Source organism: Bacillus sp. C30, assembly GCF_040838255.1.
Classification (GTDB): Bacteria; Bacillota; Bacilli; order Bacillales; family Bacillaceae_G; genus Bacillus_A; species Bacillus_A mycoides.
This window is the reverse complement of record NZ_JBFPJH010000027.1, coordinates 1-26,059: the sequence shown is the minus strand read 5'-3', so window position 1 is coordinate 26,059 and position 26,059 is coordinate 1. Positions and strand designations below refer to the sequence as shown.

The 26,059-nt window shown below is 36.4% G+C and carries 32 protein-coding genes, 1 riboswitch and 1 other annotated feature; of the genes, 13 read left to right on the top strand and 19 right to left on the bottom strand.

Annotated elements, in window-relative coordinates; all coding sequences use genetic code 11:
• Positions 1-44: 44 nt before the first annotated feature.
• The 3 genes from AB3X49_RS05555 to spoIIM all read right to left on the bottom strand — a co-directional run bounded on the left by AB3X49_RS05555 (position 45) and on the right by spoIIM (position 1,588).
• Positions 45-275: a YqzK family protein gene (locus AB3X49_RS05555; protein WP_002088473.1), complete on the bottom strand. Its 231-nt coding sequence runs from the start codon at positions 273-275 to the stop codon at positions 45-47.
• 103 nt (positions 276-378) lie between these two features.
• Positions 379-834 (bottom strand): ferric iron uptake transcriptional regulator, encoded by a 456-nt coding sequence (gene fur, locus AB3X49_RS05550; RefSeq protein WP_000392654.1) that lies wholly within the window; start codon positions 832-834, stop codon positions 379-381.
• Between the two features lie 106 nt (positions 835-940).
• Positions 941-1,588, bottom strand: a complete 648-nt coding sequence (gene spoIIM / locus AB3X49_RS05545; protein WP_002014939.1) for a stage II sporulation protein M — start codon at positions 1,586-1,588, stop codon at positions 941-943.
• A gap of 126 nt (positions 1,589-1,714) precedes the next feature.
• Between spoIIM and AB3X49_RS05540 the strand changes: the two genes are divergently transcribed.
• Positions 1,715-2,266 carry a GNAT family N-acetyltransferase gene (locus AB3X49_RS05540; RefSeq protein WP_002033881.1) on the top strand — a complete coding sequence of 184 codons (552 nt, stop codon included), beginning with the start codon at positions 1,715-1,717 and terminating at the stop codon, positions 2,264-2,266.
• Between the two features lie 23 nt (positions 2,267-2,289).
• On the opposite strand, the gene AB3X49_RS05535 is transcribed toward AB3X49_RS05540, so the two are convergent.
• Complete coding sequence (locus tag AB3X49_RS05535) at positions 2,290-2,829, bottom strand: NUDIX domain-containing protein (protein WP_002014941.1); 540 nt, start codon at positions 2,827-2,829, stop codon at positions 2,290-2,292.
• Positions 2,830-2,903: 74 nt separating this feature from the next.
• On the opposite strand from AB3X49_RS05535, the gene mciZ reads away from it, so the two are divergent.
• Both mciZ and AB3X49_RS05525 read left to right on the top strand, forming a co-directional pair.
• The gene (gene mciZ / locus AB3X49_RS05530; RefSeq protein WP_000870297.1) at positions 2,904-3,038 is read left to right on the top strand and encodes a Z-ring formation inhibitor MciZ; all 135 of its coding nucleotides are present in this window, start codon (positions 2,904-2,906) and stop codon (positions 3,036-3,038) included.
• 131 nt (positions 3,039-3,169) lie between these two features.
• Positions 3,170-4,084 (top strand): aldo/keto reductase, encoded by a 915-nt coding sequence (locus tag AB3X49_RS05525; protein WP_367960887.1) that lies wholly within the window; start codon positions 3,170-3,172, stop codon positions 4,082-4,084.
• Between the two features lie 58 nt (positions 4,085-4,142).
• On the opposite strand, the gene AB3X49_RS05520 is transcribed toward AB3X49_RS05525, so the two are convergent.
• The 3 genes from AB3X49_RS05520 to AB3X49_RS05510 all read right to left on the bottom strand — a co-directional run bounded on the left by AB3X49_RS05520 (position 4,143) and on the right by AB3X49_RS05510 (position 5,956).
• Positions 4,143-4,970 carry an aldo/keto reductase gene (locus tag AB3X49_RS05520; protein ID WP_012261661.1) on the bottom strand — a complete coding sequence of 276 codons (828 nt, stop codon included), beginning with the start codon at positions 4,968-4,970 and terminating at the stop codon, positions 4,143-4,145.
• A gap of 129 nt (positions 4,971-5,099) precedes the next feature.
• Positions 5,100-5,624, bottom strand: a complete 525-nt coding sequence (locus AB3X49_RS05515) for a GrpB family protein (RefSeq protein ID WP_367960885.1) — start codon at positions 5,622-5,624, stop codon at positions 5,100-5,102.
• Positions 5,625-5,692: 68 nt separating this feature from the next.
• Complete coding sequence (locus AB3X49_RS05510) at positions 5,693-5,956, bottom strand: YqkE family protein (RefSeq protein WP_002014945.1); 264 nt, start codon at positions 5,954-5,956, stop codon at positions 5,693-5,695.
• Positions 5,957-6,157: 201 nt separating this feature from the next.
• Between AB3X49_RS05510 and AB3X49_RS05505 the strand changes: the two genes are divergently transcribed.
• Together AB3X49_RS05505 and AB3X49_RS05500 are read left to right on the top strand one after the other, a co-directional pair.
• Entirely contained in the window at positions 6,158-7,747 is a 1,590-nt protein-coding gene (locus AB3X49_RS05505) for a bifunctional metallophosphatase/5'-nucleotidase (RefSeq protein ID WP_367960883.1), read from the top strand.
• A gap of 165 nt (positions 7,748-7,912) precedes the next feature.
• Positions 7,913-8,227, top strand: coding sequence for a ferritin-like domain-containing protein (locus tag AB3X49_RS05500; RefSeq protein ID WP_367960881.1), 315 nt, complete (start codon positions 7,913-7,915; stop codon positions 8,225-8,227).
• Between the two features lie 49 nt (positions 8,228-8,276).
• On the opposite strand, the gene AB3X49_RS05495 is transcribed toward AB3X49_RS05500, so the two are convergent.
• Positions 8,277-8,753, bottom strand: a complete 477-nt coding sequence (locus AB3X49_RS05495; RefSeq protein WP_002014948.1) for a ribbon-helix-helix domain-containing protein — start codon at positions 8,751-8,753, stop codon at positions 8,277-8,279.
• Between the two features lie 131 nt (positions 8,754-8,884).
• Between AB3X49_RS05495 and AB3X49_RS05490 the strand changes: the two genes are divergently transcribed.
• Positions 8,885-9,883 (top strand): alpha/beta fold hydrolase, encoded by a 999-nt coding sequence (locus AB3X49_RS05490; RefSeq protein ID WP_002128974.1) that lies wholly within the window; start codon positions 8,885-8,887, stop codon positions 9,881-9,883.
• Between the two features lie 119 nt (positions 9,884-10,002).
• On the top strand, positions 10,003-11,322 hold the full coding sequence (locus tag AB3X49_RS05485; RefSeq protein WP_002014950.1) for a Na+/H+ antiporter family protein: 1,320 nt from the start codon (positions 10,003-10,005) through the stop codon (positions 11,320-11,322).
• Between the two features lie 25 nt (positions 11,323-11,347).
• Here AB3X49_RS05485 and AB3X49_RS05480 read toward each other — a convergent pair whose 3' ends face one another.
• Together AB3X49_RS05480 and AB3X49_RS05475 are read right to left on the bottom strand one after the other, a co-directional pair.
• Entirely contained in the window at positions 11,348-12,274 is a 927-nt protein-coding gene (locus tag AB3X49_RS05480; protein WP_002014951.1) for a LacI family DNA-binding transcriptional regulator, read from the bottom strand.
• Between the two features lie 114 nt (positions 12,275-12,388).
• Entirely contained in the window at positions 12,389-12,835 is a 447-nt protein-coding gene (locus AB3X49_RS05475) for a GNAT family N-acetyltransferase (protein WP_367960876.1), read from the bottom strand.
• Between the two features lie 112 nt (positions 12,836-12,947).
• Here AB3X49_RS05475 and AB3X49_RS05470 point away from each other — a divergent pair, with 112 nt between their 5' ends.
• Positions 12,948-13,871 carry an alpha/beta hydrolase gene (locus AB3X49_RS05470; RefSeq protein ID WP_002014993.1) on the top strand — a complete coding sequence of 308 codons (924 nt, stop codon included), beginning with the start codon at positions 12,948-12,950 and terminating at the stop codon, positions 13,869-13,871.
• Positions 13,872-13,881: 10 nt separating this feature from the next.
• Here the strand turns inward: AB3X49_RS05470 and AB3X49_RS05465 are convergent, their stop codons facing one another.
• Complete coding sequence (locus AB3X49_RS05465) at positions 13,882-14,127, bottom strand: DUF2552 family protein (protein WP_002033867.1); 246 nt, start codon at positions 14,125-14,127, stop codon at positions 13,882-13,884.
• Between the two features lie 283 nt (positions 14,128-14,410).
• Here AB3X49_RS05465 and AB3X49_RS05460 point away from each other — a divergent pair, with 283 nt between their 5' ends.
• From AB3X49_RS05460 to ribH, 5 genes are all read left to right on the top strand, one after another.
• Positions 14,411-14,617, top strand: a complete 207-nt coding sequence (locus AB3X49_RS05460; protein ID WP_001151582.1) for a CDGSH iron-sulfur domain-containing protein — start codon at positions 14,411-14,413, stop codon at positions 14,615-14,617.
• A 190-nt stretch (positions 14,618-14,807) separates the two neighbouring features.
• Positions 14,808-14,951: riboswitch (FMN riboswitch) on the top strand.
• Between the two features lie 309 nt (positions 14,952-15,260).
• On the top strand, positions 15,261-16,373 hold the full coding sequence (gene ribD / locus AB3X49_RS05455; RefSeq protein WP_367960872.1) for a bifunctional diaminohydroxyphosphoribosylaminopyrimidine deaminase/5-amino-6-(5-phosphoribosylamino)uracil reductase RibD: 1,113 nt from the start codon (positions 15,261-15,263) through the stop codon (positions 16,371-16,373).
• A complete protein-coding gene (gene ribE / locus AB3X49_RS05450) occupies positions 16,355-16,999 on the top strand; it encodes a riboflavin synthase (RefSeq protein ID WP_367960871.1) in 645 nt (214 codons plus the stop codon). The genes ribD and ribE overlap by 19 nt, the downstream gene beginning before the upstream one ends.
• Before the next feature lie 12 nt (positions 17,000-17,011).
• Positions 17,012-18,205: a bifunctional 3,4-dihydroxy-2-butanone 4-phosphate synthase/GTP cyclohydrolase II gene (gene ribBA, locus AB3X49_RS05445; protein WP_367960869.1), complete on the top strand. Its 1,194-nt coding sequence runs from the start codon at positions 17,012-17,014 to the stop codon at positions 18,203-18,205.
• Positions 18,206-18,223: 18 nt separating this feature from the next.
• On the top strand, positions 18,224-18,685 hold the full coding sequence (gene ribH, locus AB3X49_RS05440; RefSeq protein ID WP_000230892.1) for a 6,7-dimethyl-8-ribityllumazine synthase: 462 nt from the start codon (positions 18,224-18,226) through the stop codon (positions 18,683-18,685).
• A gap of 23 nt (positions 18,686-18,708) precedes the next feature.
• Here ribH and AB3X49_RS05435 read toward each other — a convergent pair whose 3' ends face one another.
• The 8 genes from AB3X49_RS05435 to AB3X49_RS05400 form a co-directional block, all read right to left on the bottom strand.
• Complete coding sequence (locus AB3X49_RS05435; protein WP_002088493.1) at positions 18,709-19,029, bottom strand: hypothetical protein; 321 nt, start codon at positions 19,027-19,029, stop codon at positions 18,709-18,711.
• 181 nt (positions 19,030-19,210) lie between these two features.
• Entirely contained in the window at positions 19,211-20,209 is a 999-nt protein-coding gene (bioB, locus tag AB3X49_RS05430) for a biotin synthase (RefSeq protein ID WP_002014986.1), read from the bottom strand.
• A gap of 1 nt (position 20,210) precedes the next feature.
• Positions 20,211-21,020: a malonyl-ACP O-methyltransferase BioC gene (bioC, locus tag AB3X49_RS05425; protein WP_367960867.1), complete on the bottom strand. Its 810-nt coding sequence runs from the start codon at positions 21,018-21,020 to the stop codon at positions 20,211-20,213.
• Positions 20,986-21,726 (bottom strand): alpha/beta fold hydrolase, encoded by a 741-nt coding sequence (locus AB3X49_RS05420; RefSeq protein ID WP_367960865.1) that lies wholly within the window; start codon positions 21,724-21,726, stop codon positions 20,986-20,988. The genes bioC and AB3X49_RS05420 overlap by 35 nt, the downstream gene beginning before the upstream one ends.
• Positions 21,723-22,910: an 8-amino-7-oxononanoate synthase gene (gene bioF, locus AB3X49_RS05415; protein ID WP_367960864.1), complete on the bottom strand. Its 1,188-nt coding sequence runs from the start codon at positions 22,908-22,910 to the stop codon at positions 21,723-21,725. Before bioF ends, AB3X49_RS05420 begins: the two co-directional genes overlap by 4 nt.
• On the bottom strand, positions 22,876-23,604 hold the full coding sequence (gene bioD / locus AB3X49_RS05410; protein ID WP_367960861.1) for a dethiobiotin synthase: 729 nt from the start codon (positions 23,602-23,604) through the stop codon (positions 22,876-22,878). The genes bioF and bioD overlap by 35 nt, the downstream gene beginning before the upstream one ends.
• The gene (gene bioA / locus AB3X49_RS05405; RefSeq protein ID WP_367960859.1) at positions 23,604-25,037 is read right to left on the bottom strand and encodes an adenosylmethionine--8-amino-7-oxononanoate transaminase; all 1,434 of its coding nucleotides are present in this window, start codon (positions 25,035-25,037) and stop codon (positions 23,604-23,606) included. The genes bioD and bioA overlap by 1 nt, the downstream gene beginning before the upstream one ends.
• 77 nt (positions 25,038-25,114) lie before the next feature.
• On the bottom strand, positions 25,115-25,471 hold the full coding sequence (locus AB3X49_RS05400; protein WP_002128995.1) for a hypothetical protein: 357 nt from the start codon (positions 25,469-25,471) through the stop codon (positions 25,115-25,117).
• A gap of 142 nt (positions 25,472-25,613) precedes the next feature.
• Positions 25,614-25,833 (top strand) — a binding site (T-box leader).
• Positions 25,834-26,059 lie beyond the last annotated feature (226 nt).

The following is a 26,059-nucleotide window of genomic DNA, read 5'->3' as shown; positions in this document are numbered from 1 at the left end:
ATCATATAATGAATAAAATCTTTTAATTGATCTTCCAATCTACACTACTCCCCATTTTCATAGAAAAACATCATTCTATTTACGAAAGCATCCTTTTCCGGCTCCTCATTCCCTGATACTTTTTCTACAGTCTCTTCTTTTGGCTTTTCATAACGATGGTAACTTTCATATTCTTCATTTATCCATAGTATAGCGAAATAAAACAAAATCGTACAACTTGTAAATAATAAAAATACTTTCATCCCATCAAAAGTTAATTTTAAAGCTCGGCGCATTGTAAATTCCTCCAAAATATAAGTTATTACAACATATGCCAAGCTTTCACCAATTTATACCTTATTCAAATAAAAAACCTCTTCCTAGTTAAATAGGAAAAGGTTATTTTTCATCCGTTTCATTTTCTTGACAATTTTTACAAATCCCATGGAATGTTAAACGATGATCTTTCACCTTAAAGCTCCAGTCTCGTTCCACTTTATTCTCCACTTCACCAAGTAAATCTTCTTGTATTTCTTGTACAGCACCGCATTGTGTACAGATTAAATGATGATGGAAACGCTGTGCACCTTCTTGGCGTAAGTCATAACGCGAAACACCGTCTCCAAAGTTAATTTTATCGACAACTTTCAACTCAGACAATAACTCTAAAGTTCGATAAACGGTTGCTAATCCGATCTCTGGCGACTTTTCTTTTACAAGGAGGTATACATCTTCTGCGCTTAAATGATCTTCTTCATTTTCTAGCAGCACACGAACTGTTGCTTCACGTTGTGGTGTCAATTTATAGCTCGCTGCATGTAATTGCTTCTTAATTCGTTCAATTCTTTCTTCCATTCGGTACTACTCCCTCCTCGCCACTCTTACACCATTATATCAGAAGAAGGGCTCCTGTCAAAAGAAAAACAATAAAAACAAATTGATAATTATTCTCAAAAAGTATTTATTGTTTGTTAATAGCCTCCACAACTTCTTTCATTAAAACTGGTGATGCATACACTTCGACACTGGAAGCAATAGCTAATACCGCTCCAATCACGAGAAAAAAGCATGTATAGCGAATTAATAACGGTAATAGTGGCTCAGTTATTTTCCGAATAAATTGATGCCTAATCATGCGTAAGGAAAAGCTTGCAGCAATTGTTGTCATTACGAGAAATACAGGAATTATAATTAAATTTTGTGGCAATACAGATACAAATGCTAATAATAGTCCATTCCATCCGTGCTGACTTACTAAAAAACCTACTGTAAATCCAACAACTACCCCTTTTAAAAATAGTAAGATAAAAATGAGCGGCAACCCAATAATTGAAATCCCCAAAATCCAAATAAAGCCGATATATTTTAATTGCGAAAAGTAACTTTCTCGAAACATTTCGCCTGCGACAGCAAATTCTCCTTTAGAAACTTGTCCAAAAAAACGCTGTAAATAAAATGATAAATCTTGCTTTTGGTTTATTTGTAAACTATTCACAAGAATCGCTCCAAATATTACTCCCATCAGTAATAAAACCGCATTAAATATATATAGTGAAGAATTTTCCTGTATGTGAGACATTACACGGTCTTGCCACGTTTTTCGCCACATTTTCCTTCCCTCCGTTCACACTCTTACTAAAAATGTATGAAAGAAAGAAAAAAAGTATGACGAATTAGCATTGAAATTCCGCTCTACTTTGCTAAACTAAAAAGTAGAGAATAGGAGGGATTTCTCTTGAAACCATTATTATTAGATTTTCCAACATTATTTCAAACTGAGCGCTTGCAAGTACGTAAGCCGTTTCCAGGTGATGGAACAGAAGTATATGAAGCAATCCAAGCTTCGCTAGAAGACTTATTACCATGGATGCCAATTACAGCTGAAACAGAAGAACGTGCTGAAGAAATTGTTCGCGAAGCTCACGGACAGTTTTTACTTCGTGAAACACTTGATTTCCACTTATACGATAAAGTATCTGGTACATTCATCGGAGCTATTACGCTCAAGCCTGAAAACTGGGATATTCCAAAGTTTTCACTTCACTTTTGGCTACATAGCGCTTATACAAAGCATGGCTATATGACAGAAGCCATTAAAGGTGCGATTCAATTTGCATTTGATAAACTAGGTGCTAGAAGAATTGAAATTCGTACTGATGCAACAAATATAAACGCATGTAACTTAGCAGAACGTCTAGAATTTATTTTAGAAGGTACAATGGAAAATGATTTCCTAGCACCCGATGGCAGCTTACGCGATGCACGTGTATATGCAAAAATCAACTAAAAACACTCGCCTTAGGCGAGTGTTTATTTTTGTAATTGTAAATATTGTACTGCAAACATCGTCTTAGCATCATGTATGCGAAGGTCTTTCATAAGATCAATCGCTTCTTCTAATGACACTTCCATTAATTCCACAAATTCATCTTCATCTAAAGCTGCTTTATTTTCTTTTTGTTTTAATCCTGTCGCTTTATATACATATAAAATCTCATCTGCAAAACCAGGTGATGTATAGAAAGATGTAATAAGTTCCATATTTTCACATACATATCCTGTTTCTTCTTCTAATTCACGAACTGCTGTTACCTCTGGCTTTTCCCCAGGTTCTAACTTCCCAGCAGGAATTTCCACAATTGCCTTTTCGAGAGCTTTACGATACTGCTCAACGAGTACAATTTTCCCCTCATCAGTAATAGCAATAATAGCAACTGCCCCAGGGTGATTTACGATTTCACGTTTACTCATTTCTCCATTTGGTAATACTACATCATCAACACGAACTTTTATAACTCTACCATCAAAAATCGGTTCAGTTTTTACTGTTCTTTCTGCAAGATTACTCATACTACTTCATCTCCCTGTTCTATTTCCTAATCGTTCTTCATACATTTTACCACATTGAAAGGAGCGTGATAGAAATGAAAGTTTACATTTTACCAAATCGCGTCACTTTAGTCGGCAAAGCATGGCAAATTCGTCATAAGCTAAAACAATATGGAAAAGAGTATACAACTGTACAAGAGTGGATTACAGCAAATAAAGTGAAACTTTAATCAGAGGGGGGCATCCCCTCTGATTATTAGTTGAACCAATCGGGCTTTTACGGGCAGTTAATGCAGGGCAAAAAGTAAACGTTTGTCAACCTCCTTCCCCTTTCGTACAATAAAGGTAAGGAGGTTGACCTATGAAAAAACGTCAATTAGGAAACTCAGATTTATATGTTACGGAAATTGGATTTGGCTGTATGTCTCTCGGTGCATTTGAGGCTGAAGCTATGCGTATTATCGATGAGGCAATCGATTTAGGAATTAATTTTTTTGATACAGCGGACTTATACGATTATGGATTAAATGAAGAATTTGTTGGAAAAGCTCTGAAAGGAAAACGCGACCAAATTGTTCTTACAACAAAGGTTGGAAATCGATGGACAGAAGAAAAAAACGGTTGGTCTTGGGATCCTTCTAAAGCTTATATAAAGACCGAAGTAAAAGAGAGTTTACGTAGACTTCAAACAGATTATATTGATTTATATCAACTGCATGGCGGGACGATTGAAGATCCTATAGATGAAACAGTTGAAGCCTTTGAAGAATTAAAAAAAGAAGGGATTATTCGTCATTATGGTATCTCTTCTATACGTCCAAATGTCATTCGTGAGTATGCAAAACGATCAAATATCGTTAGCATATTAATGGAATACAGCCTTTTAAATCGTCGCCCTGAAGAATGGTTCCCGCTTCTTAATGAACAGCAAATTAGCGTTATTGCTCGCGGACCACTTGCAAAAGGGATTTTAACTAACAATAATGCAAGAAAGATAGAAAGAGTAAAAGAAAAAGATTACCTCTCTTATTCTTACGATGAGTTATATTCGACACTCGCGAGTGTAAAAGAAATAATCGGAGAAAGCTCTTTAACAGGAACAGCTATTCAATATTGCTTACATAACGAAACTGTTGCAGCTGTTATACCTGGTGCAAGCTCTATTCAACAATTGCAAGAAAATATACAAGCTAGCCAACAGTTATCTTTAACAAAAGAAGAATATGTACAACTTCAAAAGATTGTTAAGTATGATTCATATGCTTTGCATCGCTAAAATATTGATACCGATAAAAGCAAAAGACTGCCCCCCAACACTAGGCGGCAGTCTTTTTTTATAACGTATCATATTTATCAGGATTCGTTCCTACATGTAAATTACGATTTAACGTATTAATTTGATCCATCTCTTCTTCAGTTAATGAGAAATCAAAAATAGTAAAGTTCTCTTTAATACGAGATGGCGTAACAGATTTAGGAATAGTCACAATCCCACTTTGAATATCCCACCTTAATATAACTTGTGCAGGTGACTTTTCATATTTTTTAGAAATAGCCTGAATAATTGGATGCTGGAATACTTCGCCGCCTCTCATTAAAGGACTCCATGCTTCCATTTGAATTTGCTCACCTTGACAGAAATCACGCAATTCAAATTGCGCTAGCATTGGATGAAGTTCAACTTGGTTTACCATCGGCTTCACTTTGCAATTTGGTAATAACAGTTCTAAATGATGTTTATGAAAATTAGAAACACCAATGGCACGCACTTTACCTTCTTCATATAGCTTTTCTAGAGCACGGTACGTATCAACATACTTCCCTCTTATCGGCCAATGGATTAAATATAAATCTACATAGTCCATTTGTAATTTCTTTAAACTTTTTTCAAACGCCTCAAGCGTCTCCTCGTACCCTTGATCGTCGTTCCAAACTTTTGTTGTAATAAACAAGTCTTCTCGCGGGATTCCAGATTCACGAACCGCTTCTCCGACACCGCTTTCATTTTCATATACAGTTGCTGTATCAATCGAACGGTATCCAACTTCTAACGCTGTTTTTACTGCTTGTTTAACTTCGTCGCCTTCTTTCGCTTTATAAACGCCTAGACCAATCATCGGCATTTTCACGCCATTATGAAGTGTAGTTGTTGGAATATGCACAGTCGTTCTCCCTTTCATTGTTACATTTTTATAAACCACTACTTTATTTCAACAAGATTTATTCAAAATGTCAAAACATACGTACAGTTTACATAATAATTTTATACCCCTTTAGAAAATAACATGAACTCAGTCGTTCACGTTACTTTCTATCCATTTCTTCGCTTTTTCATCAACATTACGTACAAATTCATTTTTTCCTTCTGTATACAACGTGCCATCATATGTATATTTTTCAGCTAGTTCTTTCTTTAAAGTCGCATACGCTTCTACTTCTTCACAATGAGCCATCATATAATCACGAAATGCTAAATGCCTTACTATCTCAGGATTTCCTTTTTCAAATACGTGTAAGTGATACGAGCGTTTTTCCTCATTCCCATGAATAAAATAACGACGTCTTGAAATACCATTTTCCCCTTTTACGATGTAACCAAGCTCTTTAAAACGTTCATTCCAATGATCTACTCTGTCGATACTCTCTACTTCCATAATCATATCTATAATTGGTTTAGCTGCCAGTCCTGGCACTGACGTACTTCCAATATGATGGACTTTCACCATTTCTGGCATCGCCGATTTTAATCTTTCGGCTTCCATTTGGAATTTCTCACTCCAATGATTTTCATACGGAACGACTACAATTTTCCTCATTCTAACTCCCCTTTTCTTACAAACTCGTCAAAAAAATGATCAGCGGCATTTCACTGATCATCTTTTTATTATTTAAAGTCTTTCCAAGTAAGGCTACTTTCACTTAACAGTTCTTCAAATGATTTATTCTTTTCACGTTCTTTTTGTTCTTTACGCTTTCTTTCTTGTTCTGCTGCCTCTTTTTTCTCTTCTCTCACTTGCAACTCTTTTTTCTTATTCTTTAATTGTTGCATTAACGAATCGTTCAATTGATCACCTAGTGTAAGTGATTCTTTCTCTGGTTGATTCATTTGAGAGTGTCTTTGTGTTTGTCTTTGCTTCTTTTTCTTCATACTATTCACCTTTTACTTTTTTCTCCATTATAGAGGATACACGGCGAAATCGACAATAAAAAAGGTTCCCTACTCTATTATTTATCTTTTGTAAATATGTTAATTTTTCGAAAAAACTAAATTTTTATATAGATATAATCCTAGTAATCTATTAAAATTATGTCGTATGATGTCAGATTATAAAAAAAGGAGAAATTAATTATGTGGAAAAAAATTATTCCTACTGTTGCTGTTTTAAGTACTATTACTTTTTCAAGCGTATTCGCCGCTCCTCCATCTCAGACTCCTGCCGAACAAAACCGATACATAGACGTACAAATGCTTGGTATTAATGATTTACATGGTCAACTAGATACTGTAAAAAAAGTTAACAATAAAGAAGCTGGTGGCGCTGATTATTTAGCTACTTATTTAAAAGAACGCAAAAAACAAAACCCTAATACACTTCTCGTACATGCCGGTGATATTGTCGGAGCCAGCCCACCAGTTTCCGCATTATTACAAGACGAACCAACAATTGAATTTTTAAATGACTTAAAGTTTGATGTTGGTACAATCGGAAACCATGAATTTGATGAAGGTATCGATGAAATGAAACGCCTCATTTACGGTGGATATCACGAAAAAACAGGGAATTTCAAAGGAGCAAACTTCCCTTATGTCGCTGCAAACTTCTATAATAAATCAACTGGCCGCTTATTTTTACCACCATTTACTGTAAAAATGGTAGACGGAGTTCCTGTAGGATTCATCGGAGTTGTTACAACGGATACACCAAATGTCGTTATGCCTACTATGCTTAAAAATGTAGAAATCACTGATGAAGTAGAGGCTATTAATAAATCCACACAACAATTAAAGCGTCTCGGCGTTAAATCTATCGTAGTCCTTGCACACGTTGGAGGTACAACTGATGACACTGGTGTAACAAACGGTGACCTTACTCGCATTGCAAATGAAACAGATCCCGAAGTTGATGTTATTTTCGGCGGACATAGTCATACGTACGTAAATGGTACTGTAAATAATAAACTTATCGTGCAAGCGAACTCTTACGGGATGGCTTTCTCTGATGTAGATGTAACGATTGATAGAAAAACAAAAGATATTGTGAAGAAAAAAGCTGAAGTTATTACAACGTACCATGAAGGTGTAGAGCCTGATAAACAAGTAAAACAAAAGTTAGATCAATATAAAGAAAAAATCGCACCTCTTGTAAATGAAGTAGTCGGAAAATCTACAGCACCTATCGACCGTAAACAAAACGATGCTGGTGAATCTACACTTGGAAATTTAGTTGCGGATGCCCAGCGCCAAACTATGCAAACACAAATCGCTCTTATGAATCCTGGTGGAATTCGTAATGATCTAGACGCTGGAGATATTACATGGGGCGAATTATACGGCATTCAGCCTTTCGGAAACCAATTAATTAAAGTAGATCTAACAGGTCAAGATATTCGTGATATATTAAATCAACAATGGCAAAAAGGAGCAACGAGAATGCTTCAAATTTCAGGTATTCAATACACTTGGGATGCAAACAAACCAAATAACGAAAAGGTTACGAATATCCGTTTAACAAATGGTGAAGAATTAGTTCCCTCTAAAACGTATAGCATAGTTGCAAATGCTTTCCTAGCTTCTGGCGGTGATGGATTCGTATCCTTTAAAAATGGAAAAAATGCTGAAACTGGTCCAAACGATTTTGAAGCATTAGTCGATTATGTAAAACAAGTGAAAGAACCAATTCAGCCGATTATTGATGGACGTATTCAAAAAAACAATTAAATACTATTCAAACTAGTGCGTGACACTCGAAAGAAGAAGCTCCTTTTATATGCAAGGAGCTTCTTCTTTTAGAGTCATACGTATTGTCATTCTTCTAGTGCAGTAAAGGATACGCACATAGCCCCTTGTTTCTTCGTAGTATATAGAAAACTATAATGGGAAGATTTGTATGTATTTCTATCAAACAATGCCGATACATTGATCGACAAACACATTCGTAGTATTGAGAAAGCAATTAACGGAGAATATAGCGCCATTCATTTTTATGCTAGATTAGCTACTTTAGCTCCAGACATAAATGAACGAACTCAAATCCTTGAAATTCGGCAAGATGAGCAACGAACAGTTGATTTTCACTTAGAAATTGCTGACGAAACGACAAATCAACAAGTGAAAGAAACATTTCGGCGCGCAGCAGCTGATGAACAAAATCATGCCGTTTGGTTCCTATATTACTTTTCGAAACAAAACAAAAAATGAAATAAAAGAAAGGATACATGCTCTTATATGGAACATAGTATCCTTTCTTTTATTTCTCTGGATACGTTTCATGATTAACATCATACCGTTGCAAAAATTCCTGTAGTGCTTCTTCTACAATTTTAGACTTTTGAATCCCTTTTGATTCCGATATAACATCTAGTCTTGCTAATACTTCTATATTAATCGAAAAGGTTCGTTTCTTTTTCTCTGTGCTCTTACTTATAATTTGAACACTTACTTCTTCTCTTTTTCTTAGCAATTCATAAATGCTTTGTAATTGTTCATAAATTAGTAATTGATAGTCTGTTTTTGCATATTGAAGGGCAGTAGCTTCTTGGATTTGCAAATGACGTGGCTCTTCGCCATCACCTATAAAGATACGTTTTTTCTGCTCTCCATCATATTCATATCCAATCACCCTTAATTTCTTTGATAATGTATATGGGCTCATTTCAAGCCGTTTCGCTATAATAGCGATTGATTCGCGTCTATTTAAAGAATCAATAATTTCTCCAATCGTCACATTCTCCCTCCTCTCTTAATCGCCTAAACTTGAAATCAAACCAGTATGTTATGATACAATGATTTTCTAGTAGTATATGCAAAAGAAAGAGCCTGTGCGATTCATACCATTTAAGAAAAGGAGGTTTACATATGCTTTTTCGTAGCCACACCCCTCAGTTTTACAACGAAAAGAAGCAACTAATCCCTAACAGTATCGCTACGATAGAAAGCGTTATGATTAATGACCGGAAACAATCTCTCCTTATACGCGGCCAAAACGTGGAACAGCCTATTTTATTATGCTGTCACGGCGGCCCTGGTATGGCACAAATCGGCTTTATTCGCCATTTTCAAAAAGAGTTAGAAAAGCACTTTATCGTTATTAATTGGGATCAGCGAGGGGCAGGTAAATCCTTTTTATGGCGGGACATCCAAACAAATCTTACGATTGATCAATTTTTTTCAGATGCAAAAAAGGTTATTCAATATCTTCTCAAACGCTTTAATAAGCAAAAACTATTTCTCGCAGGTCATTCTTGGGGAAGTATTATCGGACTACAAATCGCTAATCAATGTCCCGAATATATAGAAGCATACATCGGCATCGGTCAAATCGTACATATGAAGCAAAATGAAGAATTACTATATCAACATTTAATTAGCTCTGCCAAAAAACATGACCATAAAAAGGCATTAGCTTCTCTTTTAAAATTAGGGAAACCACCCTTTTTAGATACGAGACGCCTCATTATTCAAAGAAAGTGGCTTGGTACATTCGGAGGAGCAATCCAAAATGGATCTTCCTTTTCTTTCATACGAAAAGGCTTCTTTTCTCCTGAATATACGCTATTAGATTGGTTCAAATTTCTCGCAGGAAATTTAAAATCCGGAGTTTTATGGGAAGAGATGCTGACAATCGATTTCTTTTCATCTATTTCAAGTTTATCTATTCCTGTTTATTTTTGTTCTGGTCGCTATGATTATCAAACTCCTTATGCACTCGTTCAACAATATTGCGATATCATTCAAGCTCCTATTAAAAAGATGATTTGGTTTCCAAACTCGGCACATTCTCCAGATTTAGAAGAGCCTGAGTTATTCGCTAAATCTTTACAATCAATTAAACAAGAACTATCTTTTCAACATTAATAACAAAAGGCGCTTTTACATTTCATAGAAAACATTTTATAATGATATGTCGCAAGTATATGTCACTACAAACACTTGCTTGCCTTAACAGAATAAAAATTAGGGAGATTACATTTATTATGAACGCTGTACTCATCGCAGTAGCAGTCATGCTACTGCTTAGTTTGTTACGTGTCCAAGTCATTGTCGCCATTATCGTTGGAGCTTTAACAGGCGGACTTATCGGCGGACTCGGTATTTCAGAAACAATTAGTACTTTTACAGCCGGTCTTGGGAACAGTGCTCCTATCGCATTAAGCTACGCAATGCTCGGTGGATTTGCTATTTCCCTTTCAAAAACAGGACTTCCTGATGCAATGATCCAATCAGCTTTAAAATGGATCGGCAACGAACAAGACACGAAAAAACAAGTCTATTCTAAAATACTTATATTATTTATCATTTTAACAATGGCTTGTTTCTCACAAAATATTATCCCTGTTCATATCGCCTTCATCCCAATCTTAATTCCAGCACTTTTAAAAGTATTAAATGAGCTGAGGGTGGATCGTAGGCTTGTAACATGTCTTATTACATTTGGGTTAATTACCCCTTACATGTGGGTTCCAGCAGGGTTCGGAAAAATTTATCATGACGTATTGCAAACAAATGCTGCGCAAAGCGGTCTCACATTTGATGTCGCACTTATTCCAAAAGCGATGACTATTCCAGCAATCGGTATGATTATCGGATTATGTGTAGCGGTTTTCATTACATACCGAAAACCACGTACATATGAAACAGAACAAATTCATTCTGCACAGAATGAAATCGTTCCCTATACGAAAAGAAGCATTACTTTGGGTTTATTATCAATACTCGCTACATTAACTGTGCAATTAGCAACAGAATCAATGATTTTTGGTGCTTTAGCAGGTATTATCGTCTTATCAGTTAGCGGTAGCCTCCCTCTTAAAGAAGCCGATGCTATTTTAACGAGTGGAATGCGTATGATGTCCTTTATCGGATTTGTTATGATTTCTGCCGCTGGATTTGGCGCTGTTCTTCGAAAAACTGGACATGTTGAATCTCTTGTGCAAACGAGTGCACACATAATCGGAAATAATAAACCGCTTGCTGCATTTCTTATGCTCATTATTGGACTTCTCGTTACGATGGGAATTGGCTCTTCCTTTTCAACCATCCCAATCTTAACAACAATTTTCGTACCATTATGCGTCCAGCTCGGATTTAGTCCCATGGCTACAATCGCAATTATCGGTACAGCCGGTGCACTTGGTGATGCGGGTTCTCCAGCATCTGATAGTACACTTGGACCAACGTCCGGTTTAAATGCTGATGGTCAGCACCATCATATATGGGATACATGTGTCCCAACATTTCTACACTATAATATACCGTTACTTATATTCGGCTTTATTGCCGCAATTACACTATAAAAGGTGCGTTTTAAAAACGCACCTTTTACTTTGTTGTTTCTCTCTCAATGCACCTAAATTCTGTTTCCACTTCTTCTTGTCGCACTTGTTTCTTCTTTATTTTTCCTATTAACTGTTGAAAAGCTATTTCCCCATTTTCTTCGATATAACTTCCAATCGTCGTTAATGATGGACTTATCCATTCACCCTCTACACTCCCGTTAAATCCAATGATTTGTAACTTACCTGGTATATGAATATTAAGAGTTTTCGCCGCCCTGATTAGCTCAATAGCGACCTTATCACTTGAAGCTACAACCCCATCTATGTATGGATGCTTTTGTAACAATTCAAGAAACTGTTGATTCGTATACCCTTGTACAATTTCCTCTCGATAAGAAAGTCCTTCTTTCCAAGCAGTATCTAGAAATCCTGCCACATGCTCTTCCATTTCTTCACTCTCTACTCCCTCACCGATATAAGCAAGAAACTGGCAGCCTTTCTCTTTTAATAAAGAAACAGCTTTCTGTCCACTTTCATAATAGCTCATAAGAGATTGTCGTTCTTCAAGCACAGCGAAAGGAAGTGAGATTTCTCCTATACTTCGAAAAACAGATTTCGTCATTATAACGCCTGCAATGTTATTTTGCTCCAACATATCTATGTATCTATTCTTATTTTCTATATTACAAACTATTACTTGATACCCTTCTTTGTATGCTATTTCCTCAACGAAACGGAGCAAAGTGATGTATGATGGATTATGCAAATTATCTACAAGTAATGCAATCACCGTTGAAGGCTGTTTAAATAAAGGCTTTGCTGTAGCATTCGGTCTATAATGTAATTCTTCAATTGCTTTTTTTACTTGTTTCACCGTATCTTCATGGACATATCCTTTTTCGTTAATGACTCTTGAAACGGTTGCGACTGAAACACCGGCCAATTTTGCAACATCACGTATAGTTGCCACATCGTCACCCCTTAATATGGTAATAGATTACAATTTTAAATTAAACCAAAATATAACATTCGTCAAGGTTATTGTTTTATATTTCTGAAAATTGTTACACAATTTTCACTCTACTCAGAAAATATACTCCAGCTGAATTTCATGTGAAATCGCGATATTACCATAACTAATAAATGGAATTTCTTTCTTTATTTTTCGTGCTTCCTTTACCGCATCAATATACAAGTTCGTCATCATGAAGTTACGTTTTTGATAAAAACGAAGTGCGTTCATATTATCATTCGTCGTAATAAGCCACACTTTTTTACATTCGTTCTCTTTTGCCACTCGCAATACACAATCCACCAGTTTTGTACCAATCCCCTTCCCTTCCTCAAAACTATTTAACGATACAATTTCACACATGTTTTCTATCACTTTATATGTTAAAATTCCCACTATTCTGTTATTTCTAAGTGCAATAAAACCAGGTAATTCTTCTAATTGATGTACTCTGCCTCGCGAGACCATCATTGAGCTTCCCCAGTTTTCACACATAAAATCCTGAATTGCTTCTTTCATTTCTGGTGTGATTTTTTGTATATGAACCCTACACGATTTCTCCCCTTTTCACATCATTGTGATACAATGTTAGTGTATCACATGTAGAGGTATTTGGAGGATGAGGTAAAGTATGAAACGTTTTTTTACAGCATTGTTTACTATACTAGGTGCACTAACTGCGATTGGGATTTTCTTTACAAATAAAGTTATGTACTTGAAGAAAAAAACAGAGGAAGAAGTTTTAGAACGCGAAACGAAAAAGCATTTTCATTTGGACGATTTTAAGGCTATTCAAAAAGAAGAGGTTCACATCCCTTCTCAATTCGGATACGAACTTCACGGATATTACATGCCAGCTGGTCATTCCAATAAATTTATGATTTTTTGCCACGGGGTGACTGTAAATAAAATGAATTCCGTTAAATATGCAAACTTATTTTTAAATAGAGGATATAACGTATTTATTTATGATCATCGCCGTCATGGTAAAACCGGTGGTAAAACAACAAGTTATGGCTATTATGAAAAACATGATTTAAAGTCAGTAGTTGACTGGCTAAAAGATCGTTTCGGAACGAATATTACACTCGGAATTCATGGTGAATCTATGGGTGCTGCAACTCTTCTTCAATATGCAGGACTTGTAGAAGATGGTGCTGATTTTTATATTGCCGATTGTCCTTTCTCTGATTTTTATGGACAGTTACAACATCGTTTGAAAGTTGAGTTTCATTTGCCAAAATGGCCTTTATTACCTTTAGCAAATGCCTTTTTAAAAGTTCGTGATGGCTATACAATTCGTGAAGTTTCACCAATTGATTGTATAAAAAATATTAACAATCCGGTTCTCTTTATTCATAGTAAAGATGATGACTATATTTTATCTGATATGACGAAATCACTTTATGAAGCGAAAGAAAATAATAAACAGCTTTATATTGCAGAACATGGTGCACACGCTTGCTCTTATAATGAAAATAAAGAAGAGTACGAAGATGCCATCGATCAATTTTTAAACACATATGTAAAAGAAACAAAAAACAGGCTTGCATAAGCCTGTTTTTTTACTGCGCTAAAACGTCTGTAACTTGTTCCATATTTTCAGAAATCCACTTTACTGCCTCGTCTAGCGTTGGGAATTCCGTCGTTTGAAAAGTTACCTCATCTTGAAGTAACCAAACATCTTTCGGTTCTTGTCCTACACCTGCGATTGACCAATGAAGTAAACTATATGGATGATTATCATTCAAAAATGATGCCCATGTGCGCTCATTTGCAATATTTTGTAGTGCGTGTAATTTTTTATCCATCTTTCGTCACCTTACTCTAGTCAGTTATAAAAACTATTATAACACTCTCTTCTCTCTCAAACAAAGTGCTCTTTTTATCCCGCATTAACGGGCAGTAAGACTCCCACCTCAAAATTCAGCTTAGGCAAAGAAGTAAGGTGGGAGATTAACTGCCCGTAAACGCCCGATTGGTTCAACTAATAATCAGTGGGGATGCCCCCACTGATTAAAGTTTCACTTTATATTGCCAAGTACTCTCCCTAATTATATGATGAGAGTAAGCGTTTGGAAAGGAGGGATAACGTTGGCAAAAGTACAAATTAAAGTGAATGATAATGGCTCTTTTCGCGTTACAGGGGACGTGGAATTAGTTGACTCACAAGGGAATGTATTCCCAGCAAAACCAGCATTTTCTTTATGTCGTTGTGGTTTATCAAAAAACATGCCTTATTGCGATGCTTCGCATAAAGGAAAATTCGAGTCTGTTGTTAGAGCACCAGAGGCAGAATAAATATTTAAAGAGCATGCACATTTATTTGTGTATGTTTTTTCTTTTGATCAAAGCCTATACAGCCCTTCCCCTTTCAACATTTCTATTACTTTCTTCCCCATTCAAATCGGCATATATTTTCAAACAATTCTTCACATTCGAACATTTTTTACTATGCTTTTTTCTTTTTTGTGCTATAATGTGAGCAAACAACATCCTTCGGGGTCGGGTGAAATTCCCAACCGGCGGTGATGAAGCGATAGCTTCTAAGTCCGTGACCCGTTTTCAACGCGAAAACGGTGGATCTAGTGAAACTCTAGGGCCGACAGTATAGTCTGGATGGGAGAAGGATATGTTTTCTAGTAATTTTATATAGCGAATACACTTTTATTTCAGTATGCATATTTTTAAAGTTTCATTTTGAATCTTTATATATGTTTTATTTTGTATACTTATGTTTCTATACTGAAATAACAAGATACGACTAGCGTTGAAAGAATTTGATATTTTGCTAGGTTTTTTCCTTATGCCAAAATATCAGTCATCGTTAGGTTTCTTTCCTATACTTTCGTATTCGAACTATATTTCTAGAAATCACGTCTCCCAAACCCCAAGGATATAAAATCCTTGGGGTTTTTTGATTTTTTCAGGAGAGGTGAAAAGAATGACAGATCAAGAATATATGAGGATTGCCTTGCAGTTAGCACAAGGAACATCGGGACAAACAAGCCCAAATCCTATGGTTGGTGCCGTTGTTGTTAAAGATGGGAAAATCGTTGGAATGGGTGCCCACATGCGTGCTGGTGAAGAACATGCTGAAGTTCATGCTCTTCACATGGCTGGTGAAAGAGCAAAAGACGCTACCGTTTATGTAACACTTGAACCATGTAGCCATTTTGGAAAAACACCCCCTTGCTGTGAATTACTCATTGAAAAAGGAGTTCAGCGTGTTGTAATTGCTACTCTTGATTGCAATCCACTCGTTTCCGGAAATGGAAAAAGGAGATTAGAAGAAGTTGGAATCGAGGTAACTACTGGTGTTCTTGAGGCGGAAGCCACTTTATTAAATCGATACTTTTTTCACTATATGAAAACGAAACGTCCCTTTGTAACAATAAAAACAGCAATGAGCTTAGATGGAAAAACAGCAACTGTAACCGGTGAAAGTAAGTGGATTACAGGCGAAGAAGCACGCGCTGACGTTCACCAATATCGTCATATACATGATGCTATTCTAGTCGGTGTGAATACAGTTCTAACTGATAATCCACACTTAACAACACGAATTTCAAACGGAGGTAAACATCCTATACGCGTTATTTTAGATACCCACTTACGAACGCCGCCATCTTCTCATGTCATAACAGATGGCTTAACTCCGACATGGATTATTGTCGGTAAGGATGTAAACAAAGAGAAAATAGCGTCTTATGAATCTAACAATATAGCTGTATTCCAAATGAAAACACAGCAAATTGAAATACAAGATGTCCTATCCCTGCTCGGTGAGAAACAAATTCTTTCTCTGTTCGTTGAAGGTGGTCAAACGGTGCATGCAAACTTCTTAAAAACAAATAGTTTTAATGAAATCGTGACCTATATAAGCCCGAAATTAATTGGTGGAAAAGATGCACCCACCTTATTTGGCGGAGCTGGTTTTTCGAAGTTACAAGATGCACTTTCCTTAACAATTCAAGAGATGAAACAAATCGATAATGATATAAAAATTGTTGCAACCTTAAAAAGCGAGGTGACGGAATGTTTACAGGAATCGTAGAAGAGTTAGGAACGATATCAAGCATGACTCAAAGTGGTGAAGCAATGAAGCTAACTATTAGCGCAAAGCAAATTTTATCGGATGTCAAATTAGGTGATAGTATCGCAGTTAACGGCATTTGCTTAACAGTAACTACTTTTACGACTACTTCATTCACTGTCGACGCAATGCCTGAAACAATGAAAGCAACATCACTTCGTATGCTAAAGCCAAGTGCCAAAGTGAATTTAGAACGGGCGATGGCTGCAAACGGACGATTCGGTGGACATTTCGTCACCGGACATATCGATGGCATCGGTACGATTTTAACTAAAAAACAACATTACAATGCCATCTATTACAAAATAGCAATTTCTGATGAATTACTACGCTATTGTTTGCATAAAGGATCCGTTGCTGTTGATGGCACTAGCTTAACAATATTTGATATAGACGAATCTTCAATTACAATTTCACTCATCCCCCACACAGTAAGCGAGTCTATAATCGGAGAAAAAAAATCCGGGGACATCGTAAACATTGAGTGTGACATGATTGGAAAATATATTGAACGCTTTATCTCAAAGCCCGCAAAAAGAACTGGTTCAATGACCGAAAGCTTTTTACAAGAAAACGGATTTCTATAAGGAGGAAGCACAATGTTTCATCGTATTGAAGAAGCCCTAGAAGATTTAAAACAAGGAAAAGTTGTTATCGTATGTGATGATGAAAACCGAGAAAATGAAGGCGATTTTATTGCTTTAGCAGAGTACATTACACCAGAAACGATTAATTTTATGATTACACACGGTCGTGGTCTCGTTTGTGTACCCATTACGGAGGAGTACGCAGAACGTCTACAGTTAGAACCAATGGTATCTCATAATACAGATTCACATCACACTGCGTTTACAGTGAGCATTGATCATGTTTCTACAACAACAGGGATTAGTGCTCATGAACGTGCAACTACGATACAAGAATTGTTAAACCCTGCATCAAAAGGCTCTGATTTCAATCGCCCTGGACATATCTTTCCATTAATTGCGAAAGAAGGCGGTGTCCTGCGCCGTGCTGGTCATACAGAAGCCGCTGTCGATTTAGCCAAACTTTGCGGAGCAGAACCAGCTGGAGTCATTTGCGAAATTATAAATGAGGACGGTACGATGGCACGTGTACCTGATTTACTAGAGTGCGCAAAACAATTTGATATAAAAATGATTACAATAGAAGATTTAATTGCTTATCGCCGCCATCACGAAACACTTGTGACAAGAGAAGTGGAAATTACATTACCTACAGATTTCGGTACTTTCCATGCAATTGGCTATTCTAACTCATTAGATATGAAAGAACATATCGCGCTCGTAAAAGGTAATATTTCAACAGGCGAACCTGTACTTGTACGCGTTCATTCAGAATGCTTAACAGGAGATGTATTTGGTTCGTGCCGCTGTGATTGCGGACCACAGCTACATGCTGCACTTGCTCAAATTGAGCGTGAAGGAAAAGGTGTTCTTCTCTATATGAGACAAGAAGGACGAGGCATTGGCCTTCTGAATAAGCTTCGCGCTTATAAGTTACAAGAAGAAGGGTTAGATACTGTAGAAGCAAATGAAAAACTTGGGTTCCCAGCTGATCTTCGTGATTACGGTATTGGCGCTCAAATTTTAAAAGATTTAGGCTTACAAAGTTTACGATTATTAACGAATAATCCACGAAAAATTGCTGGCTTACAAGGTTACGATTTAGAAGTAACCGAGCGTGTACCGTTGCAAATGCCAACAAAAGAAGAAAATAAAACGTATTTACAAACGAAAGCAAGCAAATTAGGACATTTACTAAACTTATAATTAAGGGAGAGATACATTATGGTATTCGAAGGTCATTTAGTTGGTACAGGATTAAAAGTTGGGGTTGTTGTTGGACGTTTTAATGAGTTTATTACAAGTAAGTTACTTGGCGGAGCTTTAGATGGATTAAAGCGTCACGGTGTAGAAGAGAATGATATTGATGTTGCATGGGTTCCTGGTGCATTTGAAATTCCTTTAATCGCTAAAAAGATGGCCAATAGCGGAAAATATGATGCTGTTATTACATTAGGTACAGTAATTCGCGGTGCTACAACACATTACGATTACGTTTGTAATGAAGTAGCAAAAGGTGTTGCGTCTTTATCACTACAAACGGACATTCCAGTTATTTTCGGTGTATTAACGACAGAAACAATTGAACAAGCGATTGAACGTGCAGGTACAAAAGCTGGTAATAAAGGATATGAATCGGCAGTTGCTGCGATCGAAATGGCTCATTTATCAAAACAATGGGCTTAAAAAAGAGGCTACGGCCTCTTTTTTTATTTTCTCACCTTTTTTCGTACATCTTCTATTAATTCATCCATCGTTTTTCCTTCTGTTTTTATACGAAGAGCTTGTGCTGTTCTCCACACATTTTCTCTCTTTTCCGCTTCTTCTATAATAGAAATTTCCTTCCTCACTTCTTTTAAATCTTTTCCTTCTGTTTCAAGCCCAAAATGTTCAGCTTTCGTTCGAAAATGTTGTTCAATTCTTTGTTGCATTTCTTTTTGTTCAGGATTTTCAGCCGCCTTAACTGGATCAGCACTTATCGCTTTTATTAAAATCAGACAGGTCATAATAGTTAATATGTATTTGTACATGTAAAATCCTCCAACCCGATATAAATTACATTTTTACTATGTACAATTAGGGCTTGGAAAATTCGTCCACAAAATTATTTTTCTCGTCCAAAAGTGACTACTATCAAGCGTTAATGGACTTTTATTACATTTTATTTACAAAAAAAAGCAAACCCTTTAAAGAGTTTGCTTTTCATCTATCTTATAGCGCACATTCTTCAATCTCAAATCCTAAATCTTCAATCATACCCCAGTCCGCAGTCGGCTCTTGTCCAGCTGTTGTTAAATAGTCCCCGACAAAGATAGAGTTTGCTGCAAATAAACCAAGTGGCTGTACAGAACGTAAATTAAGTTCTCGACCACCTGAAATACGAATTTCTTTTGTTGGATTTACAAAACGCATCATCGCCAGCACTTTTAAACATTCTACAGGTGTTAATTCTTTTTGTCCTTCAAGCGGAGTACCCTTTACAGCAACAAGAAAATTACATGGAATAGAATCCGCATCTAAACGTTGTAATTCAAATGCAATTTCAGCGCGCTGTTCAATCGTTTCTCCCATTCCGAAAATTGCTCCAGAGCATGGAGAAATACCGGCTTGCTTCGCTTTTTGGACTGTATCAACACGATCGTCATACGTATGCGTTGAACAAATGCTATCATAATTGTTGGCATGCGTATTTAAATTGTGATTATAACGATGCACACCAGCTTCTGCTAACTGACCTGCTTGATCTTCATTTAAAAATCCTAAACAACAGCAAATTTTTAAATCTGTCGTTTCACGAATTTCCTTAACTGCTCCAATAACGTGATTTACTTCTTTATTCGTCGGACGACGACCAGATGCAACAATACAATATGTACCTGCTTTACGACGAATTGCTTCGTGCGCTCCTTCAACAATTTTCTCTTGTGTTAACCATGCATACTTATCAATCGGTGCTTCTGAAATAATAGACTGTGAACAATACCCACAATCTTCAGGACATAATCCAGATTTCGTATTTATAATCATGTTCAACTTTACTTTCTTACCAAAATGATGATGGCGAATGATGTAAGCTGCATTCATAATTTCTAAAACCTCTGTATCATCAGCTTCTAATATTGCAATTGCATCTTCTTTCGTAATCATTTTCTCTTCTACTACGTCGTATGCAAGTTTTTTCCAATCCCTTTTTGTTTGTACTTGTTTCATTTCATCTCTTCCCCTCTTTTGTTATATACGCAAATAAAGCATGATATGTTGCCATTATCCCTTCTTTTCCCGTGAAGTCTCTTTCGTATATACGAAGCATCGTACGAAAGAGTGAAGGGCTTTGACAGTAAGACTCTTCATTACTATTGGTTGCCCCTACTTTTCGAATAGAATGTAGAAACTCCCTAACTTCTGTAAAGCTTTCTATGTAACACGTTTCAGAAACATGTACATTTCCTAATGGATTTTTGCATATATTCACTAACTGTTCTTTCGAAACGAATCGTTGTCCTATTGAAGTACAATTGTGTATCCCCTTTTCTTTCTTAGCACGCTGAAAAGACGTATGCAATTCTTGAAAAGTCGTATTACCAAACGTGGAAAATAATAATATTCCTTCTTCAGACAAATAGTTAAATAAATTTTTCACTGTCTCTTTTAAATCATTAAGCCATTGAAATGTAGCATTTGAAATGATGACATCATATGGATTTTCTAATTTTAATTGTTCAATATCTTCACATCGAAACATCACATTTCCCAAACTTTTTCTAGTTTTCGCGACTGCAATCATCTCATCAGCAAAATCCACAGCTGTAATATGAGCTTTCGGAAATAAATTTGATAATTGCTCTGTTACATATCCTGTCCCGCATCCAAGTTCTAAAATACGTATCGATGATGTTTCACTATATCGTTCCTTCAATGTAGAAAGTAACGAATGCGCCATCTTTTTTTGTACATTTGCATATTGATCGTAAGATACAGCCGCCCCGTTAAACCGTTTTTGCAGTAACGTTTTGTTGATCATGTCGTATCCCCTCTACAAATTGAATAATTTCATTTGCACAATATTCAAAATTCGTTACACATAATGCATGCCCAGCACCGCTTACTACTTTTAGATTGGCATTCGTATTATTCGCCATACTATGGGCTGCAGACAATGGACATATTACATCCTGCTCTCCATGAAGGAGTAACAGCGGGGCTTTCATATCTATTACTTCATTTCTCATATCTGTTTCTATTAAATAATCTAAGCCTAATTGTAAAGACTGAATCGAGTCTCCTTTAAACTTCTGCGCAATCTCTTCAAAACTCGTATTCTCCCTCAGCTCACTTTTTGTAAACATATTTTCATAGAAACGCTTCAAAGTATCTTCTTTTTTTCTCGTTAAATTCTTTTTCATACGTTCTACATGCAAGGAATTCCATCCACTTGTATAGTCACTTGTATTGGTAAATTTAACGGTACCACCAATTAGTACCATACCTTGGGCCTTAATCTTTTTATAAGCTTGTACTGCCGCTAACGCTCCTAGTGACCATCCAACTAAAATTACATTTTCATCCTGCGCTACATCTATTATTCGCCCCGCAAATTCACTTTGTTCTTTCACGTTACGCCAATCTATACATTGAACAGAATATCCTTTAAAATACGGCAGAACCAAAGTCCAAACACCTTCTTCCATTCCCCATCCTGGAATAAAAATAAGCTTTAGCTCTTTCATACTAAAAACCCCTCTTCTTTACCAATGCGTATAATATGCTGAATAGCCCATTTTAAATCGGCTATTGTATGTTGTGACGTAACTGCAAAACGGACTCGAGAACTACCAACTGGAACAGTCGGCGGACGAATTGCAATGGCTGCGATACCTACCTCTTGTAACCTTTCACTAAACCGTAAAGTATTTTCATTTGACCCAACTACAATCGGTACAATATGAGTTGAGCTATTCCCAATATCAAAACCAGCTTCTTGTAAATGCGTCCTGAAATATGCACCATTCTCTATAAGTCGCTCTCTTCTTTCGTTATCTCCTTTCACAATTTCAATTGCTTTTCGGATCGCCCCTAATGTTCCTGGTGGTAAAGCTGTAGTAAAAATCAAGCTTCTCATCATATTTTGTAAATACTCTATATAAATAGAATCACCCGTTAAATACGCACCATAACACCCTAAAGCCTTACTAAACGTCCCCATATGTATATCAATTTTTTGAGCAATATCTTTTTCTACATGAGATAATCCGGCTCCACCGATTCCATATATTCCACTTGCATGTGCTTCATCAACTATAATGATCGCCCCGTATTTCTCTTTCAGCTGAACTAAGCCTCTCAAATATGCAATATCTCCATCCATACTAAAAATCGTATCTGTTACGATTAATTTTCTCTTTTCTGGTGACGCTATTTGCAACATCTTTTCTAAATGATCCAAATCATTATGACGATATCTTTTATGCTCTGCTCCGCTTAATATAATTCCATCAACAATACTTGCGTGATTTAATTTATCACTAAAAACCATATCGTGACGACAGGCTAAAGCAGATATAGCACCTACATTTGCTGTATATCCGCTATTTACGATTAATGCTCTTTCAGTACCTTTCCAATCACATATACTTCTCTCAACCTCTTCATACAGTGGATAATTTCCTACAACGAGACGAGAGGCAGTCGCTCCAGTTCCATATTTTTTTGTGCAGACAATAGCAGCTTCTTTCAACCTTTCATCTCCAGCTAACCCTAAATAATTATTTGATGCTAAATTTAGCATCAAATAATTATTTCGAATAAGCCATGTCTCTTCCGCTTTCTCTGTTACATGTAAATTACGATACTGCCCTTGCTCCTTTAATTGTTCTACTTTAGATTGAAGATGCGTGCGCCACATTTGATTCATTTTGGATGAGCTCCTCTAATTTTGAAATCATAATATGTTCTTTTGCCGATTCCAATAATTCTTCCCTTGTAAACTCACCTTCAAGGAATGGTAATAAACCTAAAACAGGTACTCCACTTAACTCCTCAATCATTTCTTTGTTTTCTTGTACTCTTTCTTTTTCACATTCTTTACAACCAGACAAAATTACACCTGCTACTGTTAAACCGTGTGCCTTTGCATAAGAAATTGTTAAGACAGTATGATTAACTGTCCCTAGTGTCGGACGCGCTACTACAATAAGAGGGAGCTCTAATTCTTTTGCAAAATCAATCACTAAAGCGTCTTCTGTATATGGGACGGCAAGCCCACCAGCTCCTTCTACCAATAGGCTATTAAACTCTTTTAGTAGTTCATTATAGTGAGCAGTAATTCCTTTTAACATTACCGTCCTTCCAGCTCTTTTCATAGCAAGTCTCGGAGCAAGTGGTTCTTCAATGGAATAAGGACAAATTTTATCTTCTTTTGTCGGTACACCCGATAATGCTTTTAATCTTGCTGCATCACCCTCAGGATTTGATGCAACATGTCCACTTTGCAACGGTTTATATACACCAACATTATGTCCACGCTCTCGAAATATACCTGCCAATGCTCCTGTCACTACCGTTTTGCCAACTTCTGTATCCGTTGCTGTTATAAAGAAACCACTCATTACTCTCCCTCCGTAACATCCGAGATTGCTTTATATAAAATGCGTAACATCTCATCAATCTCAGCCACCGTAGATGCAAGAGGAGGCATAAATACAATCGTATTACCGAGTGGTCGCAAAATCATGCCCAGCTCTCTTGAACGTTTACATACTTGAACGCCGACTCTTTCTGTCCATTCAAACGATTTTTTCATTTCCTTATTCTTCACAAGTTCAATACCAACCATTAGCCCACACTGACGAATATCTCCTACGTGCTTATATTCATTAAGAGCTTCTAATTGTGCCGCTACATATTCTGCTTTATACGCAACATCTTCTATTAAATTAGTTTTTTCATATAGTTCTAAATTTGCAATTGCTACGGCACACCCTAACGGATTCCCTGTATAACTATGACCATGGAAAAACGTTTTTTGTTCTTCATAGCCTCCTAAAAAGGCATTATAAATTTCATCTGTCGTTACCGTAATTGCCACCGGTAAATAACCACCTGTTAAACCTTTTCCAGCTGTTAAAATGTCTGGCGTCACATCCTCGTGTTCACATGCAAACATTTTCCCGGTACGCCCAAATCCAGTCGCTACCTCGTCTGTAATAAATAATACATTGTATTTTGTACATAAATCGCGAAGCCCTTTTAAGTATCCTTTTGGCATTGTAATCATCCCACCAGCACCTTGCATTAATGGCTCCACAATAATAGCTGCTACTTCTTCATGTTTTTCTTGTAGCATTTCTTCCATTTCTTCTAAATGTTTCTTTACAATTTGTTCCTTATTATCTCCATAAGGAGAACGATATGTATATGGATACGGCATTTTAATTGCCTCAAATAATAGTGAACTATACACTTGGTGAAACAAGTCTATTGCTCCTACTGAAACAGCACCTATCGTATCACCGTGATATGCTTCTTTTAATGTAACAAATCTTTGTTTTTTCGGTTTTCCTTTATGCTGCCAATATTGAAAGGCCATCTTAATTGCAATTTCAACGGCGCTAGAACCAGAGTCTGAATAGAATACTTTCTTCAAACCTTCTGGTACAACTTCAATTATTTTTTCTGCTAATAAAATAGATGGAACGTTAGCAAGTCCTAGCATAGTAGAATGAGCAATTTTATTTAATTGCTCGCGAATTGCCTCATCTAGTTCTGGTACTTGATGCCCATGAACATTTAACCAAATAGATGAAACACCGTCCCAATATTCATTTCCATTTACATCGTATAGCTTTCTTCCCTCTCCACGTTCAATAATGACAGGATCTTCTTCTAAATAATCTTTCATTTGTGTAAATGGGTGCCATACGTAATCTTTATTCTTCTTCGATAATTCTTCATATGTATAAGACGATTTTTCACTCGTGTTACTATTAACAGCCACAATTGTCACCCCTAATGTTAACTTGTTTATAAATAAAGTTAACATTAAAAATAAATGACTGTCAATTATTTTTAAATCAAACAGTTCTCAAAAAAGAACAACTTATCATACGATAAGTTGTTCTACTTTCCATGTTGTATCTTTCCAATTTCTAAAATAATCTCTTCATCTTTTTTTCCTTCTGTATCAATTCCAAGTTGCTTAGCATGCTCAATTAACAAATCATGGCGCTGCTCAAATCTAGCGGTATCTACTTCTTTTGTAACCTCTTCTTTTGTTTTCCCCTCAGTAGAAACTCCTAGTTTAGTAGCTGCTTTTTCCATCGATTTCTTCTCTTCAGTTTCTTTCACTTTCTTCACTTCTGACTGCTGTATTTGCTTTTGTTTCGACTGCTCTGATTCAGCTGCAAAAGCTGTGTAAATTCCAGCACTTCCGCCAACGACTAGTAAGGTGGTAAAAAGAATTATTTTTTTCTTCACTCTTTCCTCCCCTTTCAAATTCATTATAACGCACATTTTCATAGTATTAAAAACATTTCTCCTTTATTTCCCTAAAAAAATATCGAATGTTTTTATTGACATGTATGATGAATATATGATAAAAATTTAACTAACATCATATGAATCGGCGTTGATAGGATTTAGTAGTATTTCGTTTTCTGATTTCAGAGAGCTGGTGGTCGGTGCGAACCAGTACAGAGCGATTTATGAATTACCCCCTGGAGCTTCTTTTACGAAACGTGAGGAGTAGTGAAAGACGGTTTAGACCGTTATGTCTAAAGAGTGGTGAAATGAAACTGTTTCACAATTTAGGGTGGTACCGCGAATTTTTCGTCCCTGCATATATTGCAGGGACGTTTTTATTTTATGAGCGCATATCATATGACCCTTTATTTTGTGATACATTCCTTTCACAAGCTAGGGTGGTACCGCGATTTCTTCGTCCCTGCATAATTATATGCAGGGGCGTTTTTTTATCCAATCATTTCCGTATCATATTGAGATGTTGACAATTACCAGTAATTTGTCACAAAATTCTAAATTTTAGAAGGGAATATACAATATTGG